Annotated in this window: 26 protein-coding genes; 21 read left to right on the top strand and 5 right to left on the bottom strand. The window is 45.6% G+C overall.

Features of this window, described 5'->3' with window-relative positions:
• The first annotated feature begins 15 nt into the window (after positions 1-15).
• Both recQ and BLV33_RS16435 read left to right on the top strand, forming a co-directional pair.
• Complete coding sequence (recQ, locus tag BLV33_RS16440; protein WP_090794006.1) at positions 16-1,821, top strand: DNA helicase RecQ; 1,806 nt, start codon at positions 16-18, stop codon at positions 1,819-1,821.
• 23 nt (positions 1,822-1,844) lie between these two features.
• The gene (locus BLV33_RS16435) at positions 1,845-2,141 is read left to right on the top strand and encodes a 4a-hydroxytetrahydrobiopterin dehydratase (RefSeq protein WP_090794004.1); all 297 of its coding nucleotides are present in this window, start codon (positions 1,845-1,847) and stop codon (positions 2,139-2,141) included.
• 3 nt (positions 2,142-2,144) lie between these two features.
• On the opposite strand, the gene BLV33_RS16430 is transcribed toward BLV33_RS16435, so the two are convergent.
• On the bottom strand, positions 2,145-2,609 hold the full coding sequence (locus BLV33_RS16430; RefSeq protein WP_253187086.1) for a GNAT family N-acetyltransferase: 465 nt from the start codon (positions 2,607-2,609) through the stop codon (positions 2,145-2,147).
• A gap of 114 nt (positions 2,610-2,723) precedes the next feature.
• On the opposite strand from BLV33_RS16430, the gene BLV33_RS16425 reads away from it, so the two are divergent.
• The 3 genes from BLV33_RS16425 to BLV33_RS16415 all read left to right on the top strand — a co-directional run bounded on the left by BLV33_RS16425 (position 2,724) and on the right by BLV33_RS16415 (position 4,834).
• Complete coding sequence (locus tag BLV33_RS16425) at positions 2,724-3,374, top strand: hypothetical protein (RefSeq protein ID WP_090793998.1); 651 nt, start codon at positions 2,724-2,726, stop codon at positions 3,372-3,374.
• Positions 3,375-3,479: 105 nt separating this feature from the next.
• Positions 3,480-3,950: a GNAT family N-acetyltransferase gene (locus tag BLV33_RS16420; RefSeq protein ID WP_090793995.1), complete on the top strand. Its 471-nt coding sequence runs from the start codon at positions 3,480-3,482 to the stop codon at positions 3,948-3,950.
• Between the two features lie 47 nt (positions 3,951-3,997).
• Positions 3,998-4,834 carry a sulfurtransferase gene (locus BLV33_RS16415; protein WP_090793993.1) on the top strand — a complete coding sequence of 279 codons (837 nt, stop codon included), beginning with the start codon at positions 3,998-4,000 and terminating at the stop codon, positions 4,832-4,834.
• A 155-nt stretch (positions 4,835-4,989) separates the two neighbouring features.
• On the opposite strand, the gene BLV33_RS16410 is transcribed toward BLV33_RS16415, so the two are convergent.
• Complete coding sequence (locus BLV33_RS16410) at positions 4,990-5,709, bottom strand: TetR/AcrR family transcriptional regulator C-terminal domain-containing protein (RefSeq protein ID WP_090793991.1); 720 nt, start codon at positions 5,707-5,709, stop codon at positions 4,990-4,992.
• Between the two features lie 114 nt (positions 5,710-5,823).
• Between BLV33_RS16410 and BLV33_RS16405 the strand changes: the two genes are divergently transcribed.
• From BLV33_RS16405 to BLV33_RS16350, 13 genes are all read left to right on the top strand, one after another.
• A complete protein-coding gene (locus tag BLV33_RS16405; RefSeq protein ID WP_090793988.1) occupies positions 5,824-6,240 on the top strand; it encodes a VOC family protein in 417 nt (138 codons plus the stop codon).
• Positions 6,241-6,524: 284 nt separating this feature from the next.
• Complete coding sequence (tnpA, locus tag BLV33_RS16400) at positions 6,525-6,959, top strand: IS200/IS605 family transposase (protein WP_139305841.1); 435 nt, start codon at positions 6,525-6,527, stop codon at positions 6,957-6,959.
• A 32-nt stretch (positions 6,960-6,991) separates the two neighbouring features.
• Positions 6,992-7,894 (top strand): IS1595-like element ISPaen7 family transposase, encoded by a 903-nt coding sequence (locus BLV33_RS16395; protein WP_086557962.1) that lies wholly within the window; start codon positions 6,992-6,994, stop codon positions 7,892-7,894.
• Positions 7,895-7,964: 70 nt separating this feature from the next.
• The gene (locus tag BLV33_RS16390; RefSeq protein WP_090793982.1) at positions 7,965-9,050 is read left to right on the top strand and encodes an RNA-guided endonuclease InsQ/TnpB family protein; all 1,086 of its coding nucleotides are present in this window, start codon (positions 7,965-7,967) and stop codon (positions 9,048-9,050) included.
• A gap of 138 nt (positions 9,051-9,188) precedes the next feature.
• A complete protein-coding gene (locus tag BLV33_RS16385; protein ID WP_090793980.1) occupies positions 9,189-9,455 on the top strand; it encodes a VOC family protein in 267 nt (88 codons plus the stop codon).
• A gap of 20 nt (positions 9,456-9,475) precedes the next feature.
• A complete protein-coding gene (locus tag BLV33_RS30465) occupies positions 9,476-9,610 on the top strand; it encodes a VOC family protein (RefSeq protein WP_290439055.1) in 135 nt (44 codons plus the stop codon).
• A 5-nt stretch (positions 9,611-9,615) separates the two neighbouring features.
• Positions 9,616-10,044 carry an RNA polymerase sigma factor gene (locus BLV33_RS16380; RefSeq protein WP_171909178.1) on the top strand — a complete coding sequence of 143 codons (429 nt, stop codon included), beginning with the start codon at positions 9,616-9,618 and terminating at the stop codon, positions 10,042-10,044.
• Positions 10,045-10,209: 165 nt separating this feature from the next.
• Positions 10,210-10,359, top strand: a complete 150-nt coding sequence (locus tag BLV33_RS28855; RefSeq protein WP_139305761.1) for a VOC family protein — start codon at positions 10,210-10,212, stop codon at positions 10,357-10,359.
• 16 nt (positions 10,360-10,375) lie between these two features.
• Positions 10,376-10,753: a VOC family protein gene (locus BLV33_RS16370; protein WP_090793973.1), complete on the top strand. Its 378-nt coding sequence runs from the start codon at positions 10,376-10,378 to the stop codon at positions 10,751-10,753.
• Positions 10,754-10,929: 176 nt separating this feature from the next.
• Complete coding sequence (locus tag BLV33_RS16365; protein WP_090793970.1) at positions 10,930-11,394, top strand: MarR family winged helix-turn-helix transcriptional regulator; 465 nt, start codon at positions 10,930-10,932, stop codon at positions 11,392-11,394.
• Positions 11,395-11,438: 44 nt separating this feature from the next.
• The gene (locus tag BLV33_RS16360; protein ID WP_090793966.1) at positions 11,439-11,756 is read left to right on the top strand and encodes a luciferase domain-containing protein; all 318 of its coding nucleotides are present in this window, start codon (positions 11,439-11,441) and stop codon (positions 11,754-11,756) included.
• A gap of 5 nt (positions 11,757-11,761) precedes the next feature.
• On the top strand, positions 11,762-12,133 hold the full coding sequence (locus BLV33_RS16355) for a VOC family protein (protein WP_090793963.1): 372 nt from the start codon (positions 11,762-11,764) through the stop codon (positions 12,131-12,133).
• A 145-nt stretch (positions 12,134-12,278) separates the two neighbouring features.
• The gene (locus tag BLV33_RS16350) at positions 12,279-12,818 is read left to right on the top strand and encodes an NADPH-dependent FMN reductase (protein WP_090793960.1); all 540 of its coding nucleotides are present in this window, start codon (positions 12,279-12,281) and stop codon (positions 12,816-12,818) included.
• Between the two features lie 187 nt (positions 12,819-13,005).
• Here the strand turns inward: BLV33_RS16350 and BLV33_RS16345 are convergent, their stop codons facing one another.
• Both BLV33_RS16345 and BLV33_RS16340 read right to left on the bottom strand, forming a co-directional pair.
• Positions 13,006-13,452, bottom strand: coding sequence for a YdeI/OmpD-associated family protein (locus tag BLV33_RS16345; RefSeq protein WP_090793957.1), 447 nt, complete (start codon positions 13,450-13,452; stop codon positions 13,006-13,008).
• Positions 13,453-13,708: 256 nt separating this feature from the next.
• Complete coding sequence (locus BLV33_RS16340; RefSeq protein ID WP_090793954.1) at positions 13,709-14,530, bottom strand: helix-turn-helix domain-containing protein; 822 nt, start codon at positions 14,528-14,530, stop codon at positions 13,709-13,711.
• 145 nt (positions 14,531-14,675) lie between these two features.
• Between BLV33_RS16340 and BLV33_RS16335 the strand changes: the two genes are divergently transcribed.
• Positions 14,676-15,128 carry an SRPBCC family protein gene (locus BLV33_RS16335; RefSeq protein ID WP_090793951.1) on the top strand — a complete coding sequence of 151 codons (453 nt, stop codon included), beginning with the start codon at positions 14,676-14,678 and terminating at the stop codon, positions 15,126-15,128.
• A 46-nt stretch (positions 15,129-15,174) separates the two neighbouring features.
• On the opposite strand, the gene BLV33_RS16330 is transcribed toward BLV33_RS16335, so the two are convergent.
• Positions 15,175-15,948 (bottom strand): exodeoxyribonuclease III, encoded by a 774-nt coding sequence (locus BLV33_RS16330; protein ID WP_090793948.1) that lies wholly within the window; start codon positions 15,946-15,948, stop codon positions 15,175-15,177.
• Positions 15,949-16,108: 160 nt separating this feature from the next.
• Between BLV33_RS16330 and BLV33_RS16325 the strand changes: the two genes are divergently transcribed.
• Together BLV33_RS16325 and BLV33_RS16320 are read left to right on the top strand one after the other, a co-directional pair.
• Positions 16,109-16,486: a hypothetical protein gene (locus BLV33_RS16325; protein ID WP_090793945.1), complete on the top strand. Its 378-nt coding sequence runs from the start codon at positions 16,109-16,111 to the stop codon at positions 16,484-16,486.
• A 28-nt stretch (positions 16,487-16,514) separates the two neighbouring features.
• Positions 16,515-16,940, top strand: coding sequence for an SRPBCC family protein (locus BLV33_RS16320; RefSeq protein ID WP_090793942.1), 426 nt, complete (start codon positions 16,515-16,517; stop codon positions 16,938-16,940).

Here is a 16,940-nt window from a genome sequence, read left to right as displayed (position 1 = left end):
GAGGTGTAAACCATCATGCTGGAAGAAGCAAGTCGAATATTGCAACAGGTTTATGGCTACCCGGAGTTTCGCGAAGGCCAGAAAATGATTATAACCAGTCTTCTTGTGGGTAAGGATACATTAGGCATCATGCCGACCGGTGGAGGGAAATCGATTTGTTATCAGGTGCCTTCTTTACTGATGGATGGCGTGACCCTTGTGATTTCGCCGCTGATCTCGCTGATGAAGGACCAGGTAGATGCGTTAACCGCCTTGGGCGTGCCTGCAACATTTATCAACAGCACCCTGGAGTCGAAGGAAGTAGAGCAGCGTTTACAAGGCGCCCTGCAGGGAAAATACAAGCTTCTGTACATTGCGCCGGAACGGCTTGAATCCGAACGGTTTCGAGCGCGAATGCATGCGCTGAATGTGCCTTTTATCGCCATAGATGAAGCCCACTGCGTTTCGCAATGGGGCCACGATTTCCGGCCCAGCTATGTATCGATTGCGCCATTTATCCGGGATCTGCCGAACCGCCCGATTGTGGCTGCTTTCACAGCAACCGCAACGGCTGAGGTCACAGAGGATATTGCCCGTTTGCTGGCGCTGCGTGATCCGGATGTGTACATCAACGGCTTTAGCCGCGATAATTTGGAACTGACCATTTTGCGCGGTAAGAATAAACGGGATTTTGTCATGAATCATGTAAAAGCGCATACTCATCAACCAGGCATCATTTATGCGGCCACGCGTAAAGAAGTCGAGGATGTCTATGAACTGCTGAAGAAAAAAGGCTTTGCTGCGGGAAAATACCATGCAGGCTTATCCGATGAGGAGCGTTCCTATAATCAAGAGGCTTTCCTCTACGATGACATACGTGTCATGGTAGCAACTAACGCTTTCGGGATGGGAATCGATAAATCCAATGTTCGCTACGTAATTCATTACAACATGCCCAAAAACATGGAGGCATATTACCAGGAAGCCGGCCGTGCGGGCCGGGATGGAGAACCCAGCTCCTGTATTCTTCTGTTCAGCGCACAGGACATTATGACGCAGAAGTTCCTGATCGAGCAGAATCAGCATTCACCCGAACGTAAAGCCAATGAGTATAAGAAGCTGCAGACGATGATCGATTACTGCTACTCACCGCGCTGTCTTCGCAACTATATACTCCATTATTTCGGTGATGAGCATGTTACGGAGGCTTGCCGCAATTGCAGCTCCTGCAAGGACGACCGTGACACGGTGGATATCACTGTGGAAGCTCAAAAGATTTTCTCCTGTATCCGCCGAATGCAGGAGCGGTTTGGCATCTCGATGATCACCTCGGTACTGAAGGGCTCCAAGCTGAAAAAGGTGATGGACTATCGCTTTGATCGATTGCCGACCTATGGGATTATGCGTGATCTGCCGGAAAAGGAAATTTCAGACCTGATCAATGTGCTGATTTCGGAAGGGTACCTGCAGCTGTCCGAAGGTCAATATCCGGTAGTCAAGCTGCAGCAGCCCGCCGCCGATGTCCTGCAGGGCAAGATCCAGGTGTACCAGAAGGTGCGCAGGCAGGAGCAAAAGGCAGCAGCCATCGACAACACCTTATTCGAGCAGCTTCGACTGCTGCGCAGAGAGATTTCCCAGAAGGAGAAGGTACCGCCTTATATTATTTTTACAGACAGCACCCTTCGTGAAATGAGTGAGATTGTCCCGACTTCAGCGGCAGGGATGCTGGCGATCAAGGGGGTCGGTGAAGTGAAGTTTCGCAATTATGGACGTCCATTTTTGGAGCTTTTGCAAAGTTATACAGGAGAAAGTGATATAGATGCAGTTGTCTATGATTTTTAACTGAATACGGGGAGGCTGCTGATATGAAATTGAGCGAGGAACAAGTGAGCAGTAGATTGCAGACGCTGCAAGGTTGGTTGCTGGCTGATGAAACTACTATAAGGAAGACCTATCTTTTTCGCGAGTTTTATACGGGAATTCGTTTCGTGAATGAAGTTGCGCGAATTGCTCAGGAATTGAACCATCATCCGGTCATTCATATCGAATATACCAAGGTTACTTTAAGCTTATCCACACACGAGGTGAACGGGTTAAGCGATCTGGATTTTCGTTCCGCTGCGCATTATGACGCTTCCTTCGGGATCCTGCTTCATGAGTAGTGTTCAATGATCGTTCTGTATTTTTTCATAGACCATGCAGTGGAATGCTGCCAATCCACGAGGAGTCGAACGAATATAGGTGTCGGTGATTTTGAATCCGGCCTTTAAATAGCTGCGCTGCGCTCTGATATTCCAAGTGAGCACCTCCAAATCGATGCTGCTGCGAGGAGCTCTTTTTTTGGCTTCTATCACGAGAAGTGAGGTCAAATACGCACCCGTGCCTAAACCGAGAAGATCGGGACGAAGTCCTAAACCAAGACGCGTAACACCCGAAATGGGGAAAAATTGCGCAAAGCCGCATAACTTCCCCTGATCATCAACGACCGCTGCATACTGATCTTTACGCACGACAGGATCGGCAAATTCTAGCTCGTCCCGCACCATGTGCTCCCAACTCGGCCAATTGTATATGTGGTAAGGCGGCGGGTAAGTCCACGTACTGATCAATTGTCCATGCGTTTCTGTCATTGGTATAATCTTCCAATAGAAATTGGGATTCACATGCATTCACCTTTCTTAATACCTATAGTAGAATTATTTTACATGATAGATGCAATAGAACAGAAATGGAAGGCCTATAGAATGGATATACTAGATGATTTTTATAAGCTGGTGATATCTGTCTCCATGTACTTTTTTGGAGCACAGATGTTCAGGTTCTCCTTAAGACAGCATTGGAAGAAGCTTTTGGCTGCTGCACTACTCACGAGCTGCTTTGATTTTTTTACGGATAAAATGGGCTGGGATGATGTGAGACCTTTTTTGTCTTTAATACTGCAAGCGGCATTAGTTCACATTATTTTTCGCATTAGTAAATGGCATGCTTTGATCTTTGCTTTTTTTTCGATCACAACGTATACCTTGCTCTTGGGACTCATTTTTTTTACATACCATCTCATGTCAGGCGTGTCTTATTACCAGATCTTTTTTGAATTGAAAAATATGCCTCTGATTAAGTTATTTACTTTGATTCTGATGTGGTTATTGATTGGAACGATGGCCAAGTATCGACGTGGCTTTACATTTCTCTCCGAACAGAGAGGCTCTAAAAAAAGCGGCAAATTAGAGAATAAATTTACACTTGCCTTTATTTTGTCCCTCCTTGTGTTTTCATTTGCTTATTATGCGTTAATGATTCAAATCAACAATCTGCTCTGGATTACAGTTGGTATTTTGATCTCATTGATTGTGCTGCTGTTGTTTTTATACAATAAAGAAATGGAAGAGGATTAATCTTCTTACCCGCTCAGAAATGCAAATCTTCTGACCATTCCTCCATTACTAGGTCCTGCGAGGCGGGGTACAATAGACACAAAGACCTACTGGGAGGCGATACGGATGGCTCAAGTTACAATAAGACAGCCGCTTTTGGAAGATACTTCGCGGCTTAAGGAGCTAATGATTCAGTATATTGTCGGGTTTTATAAATTTCGGCAGCCGGATGATGACAAGCTTAACGAACTGATACATGTTTTGCTTGAGCAGCGGGAAGGCATCCAATTTGTTGCCGAGAGTGATGGCAATCTCGTGGGTTTTGCCACGTTATATTTCAGCTACAGTACACTTCGCGCAACCAAAATTGCCGTTATGAATGATCTGTTCGTCACTGAAGAGTTTCGGGGCCAAGGGGCTGCGGCCAAGCTGTTTGCGGCATGTAAAGGGTATGCAGCCAGAAATCGATACGCCAATTTGTCTTGGACAACTGCCAAAGATAATCTTAGAGCACAGAGATTTTATGAAAAAATGGGCGGGGAACTAGGAGATTGGTTGACCTATTCCATCAATCCAACCATCGGCATCGGGGATTGATCCTGCTTCCGGCATCCATACCTAATTTCAGTGAGGAGTGATTTGATATGAGTCATATCGTGAGCCAAGAGTGGTTGTTGGAGCATCTGAATGAGCCGGATATTATCATCGTGGATTGCCGATTCATACTGGGTAATCCTGTGTCAGGATTGAACCTTTATACAGAGGATCACATCCCGGGCGCATTTTATATGGATTTGGAAAAGGATTTATCTGGACCGATCATGCAGCATGGAGGAAGACATCCGCTGCCGGATCTGGGGGCATTCTCTTTGCTCGTTGGCCGTCTGGGCATCGATGCGACTGTAAAAGTCATCGCTTACGATGATCAAGGAGGCGCGATGGCTTCACGGTTGTGGTGGATGCTGCAGCTGCTGGGGCATAAGCAGACTTATGTTCTGGACAAGGGCTACAGCGCATGGAAAGCCGCCGGACTGCCTGTCACCCAAGAGGTGCCGACCGCGGTGCCGCGGGTCTTCTCGCCAAAGGTGCACAGGCACCTGCTTGCCAGTTTTGATGAGGTGAGGGATAAGTTTGAGCTACCGGGAACCGTACTGGTGGACTCAAGAGAAGCCAAACGCTATCAAGGCCTTGAAGAGTCCATCGATCGGGTGGCTGGACATATTCCGGGTGCAAAAAATTATTTTTGGAAAGAAGTGCAGGGCGAAGCCGGAGCATGGAAAAGCCCTGAGGCGCTAGAGAAACATTTTCAGGAGCTTCACACTGCGGATGAAATCATTGTTTACTGCGGTTCGGGCGTAACCGCTTGCCCCAATGTTCTGGCGCTGATGGAAGCGGGTTTTACGAACGTGAAGCTGTATTCGGGAAGCTGGAGCGACTGGGTTTCGTATGAGGAGAATCCGATTGCGACGGGGGAAGAGTAAAGAGGCGAGAGGTCGTGTGGGACACGGACTAGAGGGCTGTCACAGGTTGCCGAGAGGTGGGCTGTTGCGGTCCTTTTGTGCTTATTGCAAACTGCTTGCAAACAAGAAGACGACATAGCATTTTTCTGAACCTCTAGACAACATGTCGATGAGAATTATGATAGATGGGGCGCAAGATTAACGGAAAGTCCGTCGATTATTACTCCCAAGCCAAAATTAAATTCTTGCTGCCAATCCGTATTCGTTGTATAGGGCGCCAATCGGATCATGTTTGGAAACTGTTCTTTGGAAAGGCTGCTATAGATCTGATTATATTGCTGACTTAATTGTTCAGGCGTGGCGTCGCTTTTGTCTGCAAAGGATACAAACCGCGCTTCTTCTGCCACGAATCCAAGAACATAGCTCTTCAGCATGGAGGCGATCCATGGGATCTGGCTGTCATCGAACCCTGCTTCAACAAGCATTTGAAAAAGCTTTTCGATCTGCATTATACGATTGTAGCCTAATCCGATTGTCGAATTAAACAACTCTACGGCGTCGCGATATCCGTGCAGCACTTTCCGGAATTGTTCTCCCCACTGCAAAAGCTGTTCCCTCCAAGGCAGAGATGAATCGGGCCATACCATTTCGGAGCTTATTTTGTCGGAAAGCAGTTGAAGCAATTGCTCTTTTCCTTTTACGTGATAGTACAGGGAAGCAGGTTGAACCAACAAATCATCGGCTACTTTCCGCATGCTCAATTCCTTTAAGCCCAACTCGTTTAATAAACGAATTGCCGATTGCGTTATCCGCGAGCGACTTAAAGGAATATGAGTACCTTCGCTTTCTTCAACACCAATGAGTTCTAATGGCTGTCGAGTCCGTTTTCTGGCCATTTCAAATAACACCTCTCTTGGTTGACAATTATAACATAGTTAGATTAATCTAATGGTGTTAGAATAATTTCGAATGAATGCAGCCGTCCATTCATTCAACGAGGAGAACTGACTATGAGGCTTAACCATTTGAATCTTAGCGTGGAAAATCTGAATGAGGCACGGGATTTCTTTCGAGATTTACTCGACTTCCAACTGATTGATCAGAAGGGAGAGGCAATTGTCGTGATGAGCGATGGTCATGATTTCACACTCGTACTAAGTAATCCAGCAGCCTTTGGTGGGGTTATTCCTGAGTACCCTAAAGATTTTCATGTCGGTTTCTATGTCGAAACGCCGGAAAAGGTCGATCTGCTTTGTGATCGTCTTGCAGCGGCCAATATTATAACCGATCAAAAACCTAAGAAGATCAGGGATGGATATACGCTGTACTTCACAGCCCTTGGCGGGATACTGTTTGAAGTAACTTGCCTCGTTTTTAAACAGAGGTTGCCAACAATAGCCAACATGTTGCAAACAATATTTCTGTAATCTGTCCGATGATCTACTCCCACCCATGCACCCTTTCGGGTGCTTCCTTGCTTCATATCCTCCGATGCGTTCCCTCAACGCTGCCCTGCCCCCCATATCTAAATGCCATAATTTTCCGTTATCAAATTCGCCGTAAAACCCCTTGCTTTAGCCATGGGGATATAAGGCAATTTGCTCTGCATCCCTTTAGGGATGTTAAGAGCAAAATTCTTAAATTCTCTCTTTAAAACATGTTAGATAAACTACATTAAACTAACTATTTGTGGTACAATTTACTGTAGGTGATGACATTGAGTAGAAAAGCAGAAAGTAATCATAATATCGTTTTTGATTGTAAATATCATGTTGTTTTTTGTCCTAAGTATCGAAAAAAGGTACTCAAAGAACCAATTGATACAAGGCTAAAAAGTTTGTTTTTAGAGAAGTCTAAAGCGTTAAACACAGAAATCGTTGAAATGGAAATCATGCCCGATCATGTTCATTTGCTCATCAAATGCGATCCACAGTTTGGAATCCACAAAGTAGTGAAACATTTGAAAGGGTACACGTCAAGAGTGCTAAGACTAGAGTTTAACCATCTAAAAAGTAGACTCCCTTCCCTATGGACAAACTCGTATTTTGTTGCAACCGTAGGTACAGTTCAACTGGATGTAATTAAAAAATTTGAATATCAAGTTGTTTCAGCAAGGTCTTTAAATACGAACATTTGTTTGATATAATAAATACAAACGAATGTTCGGGAGTGATTGGCGTGGCTCAACAAGAAACGATGACGCTTAAGAGGTTTCAAGAGAAGTTTAATACGGAACAAGCATGTCACGATCATCTGTTCCAGATTCGTTGGCCCGAAGGGTTTTGCTGTCCGAAATGCCAAAGCCAATCGTTCTATTTCCTAGAGACGCGGAAGCTTTACCAGTGTATGGCTTGTAAGCATCAAACTTCCGTGACGGCCGGTACCATTATGCATAAAACGCACACGCCTTTGTTGACCTGGTTTTGGGCGATCTTTTTAATGGCCCATGATAAACGCGGCATCTCTGCAACCTATATCGCTCGAGAACTTGAATTGACCTATCCGACAGCCTGGTTGCTCCTTCAGAAAGTCAGGAAAGCTATGGGTGATCGCGATGCCAACTATCGACTGGCCGGCTTGGTTGAACTCGATGATGCCTTTTTTGGTGCACCAACAGAAGGCGGCAAACGCGGTCGTGGCACCGAACAAACGCCCGTGCTCGTAGGTGTTTCACTCAACAAACAGGGAGCACCGCAATACGTCAAGATGCAAGTGATTCCGGATGTAAAAGGGAAAACGCTGATCGATTTTGCACAGCGTCATATCGATCCCGGCGCAACGATCAGTAGCGACGCTTACCATTCTTACAACGCGCTTGCGAAAGAATACAACCACCAGCCGCTCAAATTCAACGTCAAAGAAAACCCGGATCATTTGAAGTGGCTTCATACGATGATCTCAAACGCCAAAGCTTCTATTGGCGGTACGTTTCACGGCTTGGCACCCAAGCATCTGCAAGCCTACTTGAATGAATTTTGCTTCCGTACCAACCGCAGACAGTTTGAAGGACAACTGTTCAATCGGCTTTTATCTGCTTGTATTTCTACCGATACCATTACTTACCAGGAACTTACCATATGACGATGCGGAGCTAACTTGATATTCAAATTAAAAAATATATTGAAAGCCAAAAAGAACGAGGTGAATAGTATTGCTTGTTGCCTACAAATACCGAATATACCCAACAAAAGAGCAAAAACAGAAGATACAATTTACTCTTGAACGCTGCCGTTTGTTGTATAACCGGTTACTAGAGGAACGTATTCTTGCCTACAAACAAGAAGGGAAAACACCGAACTACTACGATCAAGCAAACACGTTCAACGAGCGTAAACAACACATTCCGGCATTAAAGCAAGTGCATTCGCAAGTGTTACAGGATGTTGCGAAACGATTGGATAAGGCGTATCAAGCATTTTTTAGACGAGTGAAGCAAGCCGAGACTCCAGGGTTCCCACGTTTCAAACCACAATCGAGGTACGATTCGTTTACCTATCCGCAAGGCGGGTACACAATCCATGGCAATAAAATAAAGCTATCCAAGATCGGTGAAGTGAAAATAAAACTACATCGAGAACTGCAAGGCAAGATGAAAACCTGTTCCATCCTTGTCAAAAACGAAAAATACTATGCTTGTTTTTCGTGTGAAGTTGAAGCCAAACCTTTGCCTATAACAAACATGAAGGTTGGTATAGACTTAGGACTCAAACACCTTGCAATACCATCTGAAGGAGAACCGATAGAATCACCCAAATATCTTCGTCTAAGTGAACAACGATTGAAACATCTACAACGTGCCGTATCCAAAAAGAAAAAAGGTTCGAAACGTAGAAGCAAAGCTGTACATCAATTGGCGAAATTGCATGAGCATGTAGCCAATCAGCGAAAAGATCATGCGCACAAAGTTTCTCGTAAACTCGTAAACCAGTACCAATTGATTGCTTTTGAAGATTTAAACGTATTAGGGTTGGTTAAGAACCATCATCTTGCAAAAAGCATTGTTGATGCAGGATGGCAGCAACTCGTACAATTCGTGATGTACAAGGCTGAAAGTGCCGGTCGTCAAGTGGTGCAAGTGAATCCATACAACACATCTCAACAATGCTCCAACTGTGGTGAAATCGTCAAAAAAACACTATCCGAACGAACGCATCAATGTTCTTGCGGATACGTTGCAGATCGGGACGTAAATGCGGCGATTAACATACTAAACCTAGCTTTGAAAAACGTATCGTAACCTAAAAAAGACTAGGCTTGGATAGAGCCTCCAAGGAGGGGAAAGGTTACGATCCCCGATGATCTGAGAAGCCCCTGCCTTTAGGCATGGGAGCATGTCACAGTAGAGTAAGGAAATACAAACACGGAGGAATGATCGATGAGTAAAATCGTCAGCAAGGTCAGCGGCATCTTTATCCCGGTTACGGATATGAATCGTTCGACGGAGTGGTACATAAAGATGTTCAACCTGGAGGTAATTCAGATTTCTGAAGTATGCACGGGGCTTGCCTTTCCTGGTGAAGCGACTTATATCAACCTATGGAAAGTAGAGAGGCCTCAACCGACGCAGTTCGATACAGGAGAGGATAAAATTCCCTATATAATTTCGAATCGTTCGATATTGAATACTCGCATGCCGCTCTGATCGAGAACGGTGTTGAAGTGATGCCGATCGTGAATAGCGGCGGAATTCGATTCTTTGATTGCCTTGATCCGGACGGCAACCGGATCGGGATTGTCGAAGAATTGCCAAGCTCGGCCGCTTTCTACGCGCATAAGCGGAAGTACCGGAAGGATTGATGGATATGGCCCATCAGCCGAATGATGCAGCGTTCGAGGAACTCACACTGCCGCATGAGCCGGGGTTACGCAGGTATTGTAGGCACTTGGCTGGCTCGGAATGGGACGGCGATGATTTGTTCCAGGAGACGATGATCAAGGCGTTTCGCAGGTTCCGAAGATGGCCGGAGCGCGAGTTGAGCAAGCCCTATATGTATCGCATCGCGGCGAACGCATGGTTCGATATTTGCCGCAGGCGCAAAACTGCTTTCCTGCCGGAGATTCTGGCCGATCAGGGTGACCAGTCCTATTCGGAATGGAGCAAGTATGACATTCGTGAATCGCTGGAAGTGCTTATGGATGAGCTCGAGCCGAGGCAGGCGGCGCTAATCGTGCTGACGATGTGTTCGGTTTCACGCCGACGGACACCGCAAGTGCGCTGGGCCAGCCCGTAACGGCGATCAAAGCCGCACTGCATCGGGCCAGGAAACGGCTCAAGAAAGCAGCCGACAGGCAATTCCATTTGCTGGCGGAGATAGATGACGATGTGGAAGAAGTGCCAAAATCCAAAGCCGACGCAGAACTGCTAGAAGCGTTCGTGCAAGCGTTCCGGAGTGCCGATGCGAAATCCAATGTTCCGCTCTTACCGCGATCTGTCCGATATCGGCGTGAAGATCGATCGCGTGCGTTTCATGAACGGGCGCGCCTGGTTCTATTTCAAGGACCCGGATGGCAATGTGTTGACTGTGACTTCGCCATTAATCAAATAATTGGAGGCATGATCTTATGGGCAAATCGGCTTTTTTTGGTGTAGGGATATTCGTTCCGGTAAGCGACTTGGAACGCTCCACAAAGTGGTATGAGGAAATGTTGGGGTTTGAGATTACCCATCGAGACGAACCGAACGCCACGGTGATGATGATGAACGATTACAAAATCATTTTCTGCCTCGTGCTTGCATTCGATCTCGAGTATCGGCGTTTCCCAAGGAACAATTACCAAGTCGAGCAATATTTCAACTTTCATACCGAAGACGTGGATGGTGCATATCGAACTTTGAAGGAAAAGGGGGCCAACATCGAGGAAATCGAGAGCTTCGACGGTGGCATGCGCGGCTTTCCGCTGTACGATCCTGACGGGAATAAGTACGGCGTCGTGCGTTGATGAGGGCCTAAGCCATTCCCTGGCAGTGACAGTTTGCCTCAAGGTAGGCTGTTGCAGCCCTTTTTGTGCTTCTTTTGCAAACAAAAAGCTTACTCAAAAAATAGTTGCAATAGCATCCTATATGTTGTATTCTCTAATTAGTTGCAATAACATCCTATTTCAGGGGGTACACATTTATGGATGGCTATGGGCTTCGATCCCCAAAGGATACTACCGAGTCGTATGGGAAATATATATCGGCTATTTACCGCCATTTTCAGATTCTGATAGCAGCCGAGCTTGCTCCTTTCCGGATAGGGAGTGGGCAGTATATTTTCCTGATGACGATTGCAGGCAAAGAAAGGATAACGCAAAAAGCGTTAAGCGAGGAATTGCTCATTGATAAGACAACAACCGCGAAGGCAATTGCCAAGCTTGAGGCCGAAGGATACGTTCGAAGGGAAAGTGATTCCGAGGATAAGCGTTACCATTTGCTGTATTTGACGGAAGCGGGCAGAGCCTTGGTTCCAAAGGTCCAGGAAGCATTGAATCGCGTAAGAAACAAAAGCCGCATCGGCATAAGCGATGAGGAATATGCAATCATGCTGGGTCTGCTGAAGAAGGTGCTCCGCAATGTGAGCGATCAGGTTCGCAATGGGTAAAACGGCTATAATCCAACAACTTTCCTGGATGGAGGTGTTGCTTTATGCAAACCAATTATAAGACAGCCTTGACTGACGAGCTGCTTTCTTGGCCGGGAGTAACCGTTCAACCCCACCGATTCGGCGGAATTGAATTTTTATTCAATGGCAAGGAAATCGGACATCTTCATGGAGATCATCTCGTCGACTTGCTTTTGTCCAAATCCAGACGCGATGAGTTAATCGCTGATGGAAGAGCCAAGGAGCATCATATTTATCCGGAGTCGGGCTGGGTGTCCGTTTATATGAGATCCGAGGCAGACGTTCACAATGCGGTTGAAATTTTGCGAGCCAAGTACGAGCATATGAAAATTAGGAGGTAGAGTGTATGAAAATTGCAAATCCTTTTGTTGTTGTGGACAATTGCAAGGAAGAAATCGAGTATTATCGGAGTGTGCTCGGCGGCGAGATCAAAATTTTAAGAAAACAGGACGATAAGGTGTTAAATGCGGAATTGAATTTCGGCAGCACCATCATCTACTTCGCTGATAGTAACGCAGCCAATCCGTCTCTAAAAGGGGATTATGTTAAGATCTTGCTGAAGCTCGAGACTGAAGAGGAATTTCGCCAGGTCTATGATGACCTGACGGCTGGCGGGCATATAAATACTGAGGTGTTCGAGGCTCCCTTTAACGGACTGCTTGCCGTCATTACGGATCGAAACGGCATTGGTTGGGTGCTTTCCTATTATAGAGTTTAATCAGGTTTGAAATTGAAAGATTGCCGGGAGGCAGATGCTGCAGCTTTCTTTTGGTTTTTTACTAACTATTTGTAATCAACTTGACAAATGTAATTAAATATATTATGTTTAATTATGGAGAAAAACTACTTAGGAGGAAGACACAATGTCAAAATTAAATATCGGAATCATCTTAGGAAGCACGCGTCAAGGTCGTCTCAGTCCACAAGTTGGAGAATGGATAAAAAGTGTCGCTGATAAACGTGGAGATGCTAATTATGAAATCGTAGATATCGCAGAATTCAAGCTTCCTCTTTTTGGAGAAGCTGATGCTACAGAACAAGCGACAGCATGGAATGTAAAGCTAGCCAGCTTGGATGGCTTCGTATTTATCGTTCAAGAATACAATCATAGCATAACAGCATCATTGAAAAATGCTCTTGATTTTGCGCGAGATGCTTGGAACAATAAGGCAGCAGGCATCGTAAGTTATGGTGCCGTAGGCGGCGCTCGTGCAGCTGAACATTTACGTGGAATCTTGGGGGAATTATCCGTGGCGGACGTCCGCATTCACCCGGCATTGTCACTTTTCACTGATTTTGAGAACGGAACTGTTTTTAAGCCAGCTGATCTGAATCTTACCAATGTTAATGGAATGCTTGATCAAGTGCTCGCTTGGAGCGGTGCATTGAAAACATTGCGCTAATGAGATAAACCTCTATCGTGGTCTTTCGAAGATGAGCGACCGCGTTTAAAGGTAGGTTTATTCGCCAATAAGAAAGTCAATTTCGGTGATCCGAAATTTTATACTTTCATATCTGGTAACAAAATCCCCCACCACTTTTGGTTAAGTGGCGGGGGATTTTGTTGCTTTCAGCCGCTCGAACCAGCCTCTAGGTTCGACCTTCTCTCAGCATGCTCAGCGCCTTATCTATACGACGCTGCCTGGTCTCGGCCGTCTTGGCTTCCTCAATCGAGAGCACAAACCGCAGCTTATTGCTGTAGGACAGCCCGTCGAAGAACCGTTTGGCATCCGCATCGCGATCAAGCACGTTCGAGAAGTCGGGCGGGATGATAACCTCGCGAGGCTCGGTATCAAGCTCAATGTCGACATCCAGCTCATCACCCGCGGCGACTCCTGCACTCATACGGTGCTCTGCACTGACCGGGATCATATACTTTCCGCCCATAGACGCCACAGTGCTGCGGTATGTATGACCTCCGATTGTGACACGGACAGGCGGTTTTTTGCTCGTCCCGAGGCTCGCAACAACTTCATCCGGAACTTGGATACCAGTGGCGCTCTTGCCGCTAAGTAGAATAATGGCACGAAATCTCATAGGATAGTCTCCTCTTTGGAAAAAATTATCACCTTACAGAGAGCTGGATACCTGAACGAGAAGCTTGGCCAACATTTCATAGTCCGTCGTTTGCCCTTCGCGAATTTTGATCCAATTTCTTTCGGCAGGTCCTTCGAACAGGCCTTTCGATAATATTCTTCATTATAATTCCTATTCTAGCAAAATTAATATGTTATGGGTATATTTCGATTGCTGAATGGCAAAGTTTGATGTTTAATTCAACAATATAAGTATGTTAGGAAAGCCCGGTTTCCTTGATGTATTCTTGCGGTGAACGGCCTATCATAGCTTTAAAATCCTTGATGAAATGGGATTGATCGTAATACCCCAAATCCTGCGACAGCTTAGGCCAGTCGGGAACATCTCCTTTTTCCATAAGCTCAGCCGCCTCTTGAAGCCGATACCTCTGGATGACCCATTTCGGGCTGACACCGACATAACGGCTGAACAGACGCTGCAGGGACCTTTTGCTGACACCGAACCTGCATACCATGTCCTCCACCTTGGTAATCTCCCGATTCTCAATGGTGGTTTGCACAATTCTATTGATTAGCTCAACTTGTTCATCCTGTTCCGGAAGCCGCTCCCGCAGGAAATTTTCAGCAAGCCGGACCATCTCGTCTTCATATTTCTGGGCAAAAATTTGTTCCTGGAGCGCATTCACATTTACTCCGAATACTTCCTGAATGCTTTTGATCTGACCGGTAAGGAGGGATACGGACTGTTTCCAAAACGGGTAGAAGCCACCGGGGCGGAATTTAACACCCACGACCAAGCCATCCTCTTGCAGGAGACGGGAATATGTCGTTTTCGGAACGCCGTAAATCCCGGCAAAGATCCCGTTATAATCTTGCTCGAACGCCAAGTTTACATTGGGATAGGACAAGATGACTTGACGATAAGGTGCTTGTCCTCTCAAGTCAAACCGGACCACCCAGTATTGCTCGATAAAAAAAGCGAGATCATGTGCAGGCTCATACCGCGTTAGCGAAAATTTTTGCATGCCGGCTTCTACTTTAAGGATACCCCTAAGGGATTGATCATCATTTGATTTCATGAACATTCCTCCCTAACTTCGCCTGATTGTCGCGTTTTTACAATACCAGCCGCATTTTATGTTATATAGTTGAGACTAGCATTTTGACTTTGTTTGTGCAATCTAACTAAAACAATAAAATAACAATCAAACGGAGGAATAAAAGATGGATGATCTCAAGTACGTTCTTTATGTCGGGGCAAAGCCTGAAGATGTCTGGCAGGTCTTTGTAAAACCTGAAGCAACCAAAGCGATCTTTTTCGGGTGCATTCTTGATTCTACGTTCGAGATTGGTGCCCCTTATGCCTATATTGGGCCAGGCACCGATGGAGATGAGACGGTCCACGTCTACGGTAAGGTGCTGGCAATCGAACCGAATCGGCTCATGAGCTACACGGAACATCCCGGACCTTCATATCGGGAGAACCACGCAGAACTTGAAACGAGGGTTACGCTCACATTAGAGACGGTGGGCGATTGTACGAAGCTCACGCTGATAAACGATCAGTGGCCAGATAATCATCCCTCTTATGACAATACAATTGAGAGTTGGCCCATGATGCTTAGTAATATCAAAACTTACGTAGAAACGGGTAAGACATTGAATTTTGGCTGGTAACAAGCAGGGGAGTAGAGGGCGGGTAAAAAAAGAGCTTACATGGTGTTTACACCAGTATGCTCTTTGTGTTTTCAAGATTCAAAACAACAGGGCAATGATCGCTGCCTTTGATATCGCAATCGATTTCCGCTTCAATCAACAAGGAATTTAGTCTGGAAGAAACAAGGAAATAATCAATTCTCCATCCGACATTCCGCTCTCTTACTCCTGGCATATTAGACCACCAAGAGTAGGCATCTGTCCGATCAGGGTAGAAATGTCTGAAGGTATCGGTAAACCCGGCATCCAATAATCGGGTCATTTTTTCCCGTTCCTCAGGGGTAAATCCGGAATTGTTGCGATTCGCTTTCGGATGTTTCAGGTCAATATCATTGTGGGCCACATTCAGGTCGCCGCAAATGATAACAGGTTTAAGCTCGTCCAACTGCTGAAGAAAGCTTCGAAACTGTTCCTCCCATTCCAGTCTAAACTCCAACCTCGACAGATCTCGCCTGGCGTTGGGGGTGTAGACATTTACGAGATAAAAGGAGTCGAATTCCAATGTAATGATCCTGCCCTCGGGCTCATGATCCTCTTCCATGCCGTACCTTACAGAAAGCGGCTTGATTCTGGTGAATACGGCTGTTCCGGAATAACCCTTTTTAATAGAGTAGTTCCAATACTGCTTATATTCTCCGTGCTGCTCCAGATTAATTTGGCCTTCTTGCAGCTTCGTCTCTTGAATACAGAATATATCCGCTCCCGCTTCTTTGAAATAATCGTTAAATCCTTTGTTCACACACGCTCTTAAACCATTCACATTCCAGGATACCAGCTTCATTATGATTAATCTCCTTGCTGAATTATAGTAGCTTTTTTAATAGTTTATCATAGATTAGAGCATTCAAAATATTTAAGATGAGAGATTGACACGAAACCAGATGGTGTCATATAATCAAAGGCGAAACCAAAAGGTTTCACATCAGGAGGTGCTTAACCGCATGGAAGATTTGCTGAAAAAACTGCGTTACAAAGAAGGACGAGCAATCGTACTGGGTGCGCCTGCAGGGTATCTCCTTGGAATTGAAACGGGTGAAACGCTGGAAGGAAAGTATGAGTTTATTCAGCTATTTGTGAATAATGCCCGGGAAGCCGAGGAAATGATGTTGAAAGCCATTCCTTTTTTAAACGAAGATGCGCTGTTTTGGATCACTTATCCGAAGCAAAGCGGTAAATTCAAACCGGATATTAACCGGGATAGTTTAGCGGAATTGGTGCAAAATAAAACGCCTTACCGGCCTGTCAGTAATATAGCTGTCGATGATATGTGGTCCGCCTTGCGTTTTCGCCCTAAGGATAAAGTGAAGACAGCGAAATAAAAAAACTATAAAAATTGGAGTGAATAAGATGGAAAATAGCAACCAGAGCACAATATCGGATATCCGCCAGACGCTGGTGCTCAATGCTCCTATTCAGAAGGTATGGAACGCGGTTGCGACCTCTGAAGGGATTGCCGCATGGTTTATGCCGAATGATTTTCAACCTGTAGCCGGATTTGAATTTCATTTGAATGCGGGTCCATTTGGCAATTCTCCCTGCAAAGTAACTGTAATTGATCCTCCGAATCGGCTTTCTTTTGAATGGGGTAAGGATTGGTCGCTTACTTTCGAATTAACGGAGTTGGACGGCAAAACGGAGTTTACCTTTATTCATTCCGGCTGGGATACCGACAAGCTCACCGAATTCGGAGAAACGCATCAGCTTGTCCGCGAGAGAATGTTCCAAGGCTGGATAGGGCTACAAAAAAAGCTGGCCGCTTACGTTGAGGCTTGA

The organism is Paenibacillus sp. GP183 (genome assembly GCF_900104695.1).
Lineage (GTDB): Bacteria > Bacillota > Bacilli > Paenibacillales > NBRC-103111 > Paenibacillus_AI.
The sequence above is the reverse complement of the archived record's forward strand: the minus strand, read 5'-3'. Positions and strand labels throughout refer to the sequence as shown.

Excerpts from the sequence above, each read along its gene's own strand:
- BLV33_RS16345 (WP_090793957.1), bottom strand. The coding sequence starts at position 13,452 with ATGAGATTTCGTGCCATTATTCTACTTAGCGGCAAGAGCGCCACTGGT.
- BLV33_RS16370 (WP_090793973.1), top strand. The coding sequence starts at position 10,376 with ATGGGCAAATCGGCTTTTTTTGGTGTAGGGATATTCGTTCCGGTAAGC.
- BLV33_RS16320 (WP_090793942.1), top strand. The coding sequence starts at position 16,515 with ATGGAAAATAGCAACCAGAGCACAATATCGGATATCCGCCAGACGCTG.
- recQ (WP_090794006.1), top strand. The coding sequence starts at position 16 with ATGCTGGAAGAAGCAAGTCGAATATTGCAACAGGTTTATGGCTACCCG.
- tnpA (WP_139305841.1), top strand. The coding sequence starts at position 6,525 with ATGACATTGAGTAGAAAAGCAGAAAGTAATCATAATATCGTTTTTGAT.
- BLV33_RS16430 (WP_253187086.1), bottom strand. The coding sequence starts at position 2,609 with ATGACAGAAACGCATGGACAATTGATCAGTACGTGGACTTACCCGCCG.
- BLV33_RS28855 (WP_139305761.1), top strand. The coding sequence starts at position 10,210 with ATGCGAAATCCAATGTTCCGCTCTTACCGCGATCTGTCCGATATCGGC.
- BLV33_RS16425 (WP_090793998.1), top strand. The coding sequence starts at position 2,724 with ATGGATATACTAGATGATTTTTATAAGCTGGTGATATCTGTCTCCATG.
- BLV33_RS16405 (WP_090793988.1), top strand. The coding sequence starts at position 5,824 with ATGAGGCTTAACCATTTGAATCTTAGCGTGGAAAATCTGAATGAGGCA.
- BLV33_RS16325 (WP_090793945.1), top strand. The coding sequence starts at position 16,109 with ATGGAAGATTTGCTGAAAAAACTGCGTTACAAAGAAGGACGAGCAATC.
- BLV33_RS16335 (WP_090793951.1), top strand. The coding sequence starts at position 14,676 with ATGGATGATCTCAAGTACGTTCTTTATGTCGGGGCAAAGCCTGAAGAT.
- BLV33_RS16365 (WP_090793970.1), top strand. The coding sequence starts at position 10,930 with ATGGATGGCTATGGGCTTCGATCCCCAAAGGATACTACCGAGTCGTAT.
- BLV33_RS16380 (WP_171909178.1), top strand. The coding sequence starts at position 9,616 with ATGGCCCATCAGCCGAATGATGCAGCGTTCGAGGAACTCACACTGCCG.
- BLV33_RS16435 (WP_090794004.1), top strand. The coding sequence starts at position 1,845 with ATGAAATTGAGCGAGGAACAAGTGAGCAGTAGATTGCAGACGCTGCAA.
- BLV33_RS16385 (WP_090793980.1), top strand. The coding sequence starts at position 9,189 with ATGAGTAAAATCGTCAGCAAGGTCAGCGGCATCTTTATCCCGGTTACG.
- BLV33_RS16330 (WP_090793948.1), bottom strand. The coding sequence starts at position 15,948 with ATGAAGCTGGTATCCTGGAATGTGAATGGTTTAAGAGCGTGTGTGAAC.
- BLV33_RS16355 (WP_090793963.1), top strand. The coding sequence starts at position 11,762 with ATGAAAATTGCAAATCCTTTTGTTGTTGTGGACAATTGCAAGGAAGAA.
- BLV33_RS16410 (WP_090793991.1), bottom strand. The coding sequence starts at position 5,709 with ATGGCCAGAAAACGGACTCGACAGCCATTAGAACTCATTGGTGTTGAA.
- BLV33_RS16415 (WP_090793993.1), top strand. The coding sequence starts at position 3,998 with ATGAGTCATATCGTGAGCCAAGAGTGGTTGTTGGAGCATCTGAATGAG.
- BLV33_RS30465 (WP_290439055.1), top strand. The coding sequence starts at position 9,476 with ATGCCGATCGTGAATAGCGGCGGAATTCGATTCTTTGATTGCCTTGAT.
- BLV33_RS16340 (WP_090793954.1), bottom strand. The coding sequence starts at position 14,530 with ATGAAATCAAATGATGATCAATCCCTTAGGGGTATCCTTAAAGTAGAA.
- BLV33_RS16420 (WP_090793995.1), top strand. The coding sequence starts at position 3,480 with ATGGCTCAAGTTACAATAAGACAGCCGCTTTTGGAAGATACTTCGCGG.
- BLV33_RS16360 (WP_090793966.1), top strand. The coding sequence starts at position 11,439 with ATGCAAACCAATTATAAGACAGCCTTGACTGACGAGCTGCTTTCTTGG.
- BLV33_RS16350 (WP_090793960.1), top strand. The coding sequence starts at position 12,279 with ATGTCAAAATTAAATATCGGAATCATCTTAGGAAGCACGCGTCAAGGT.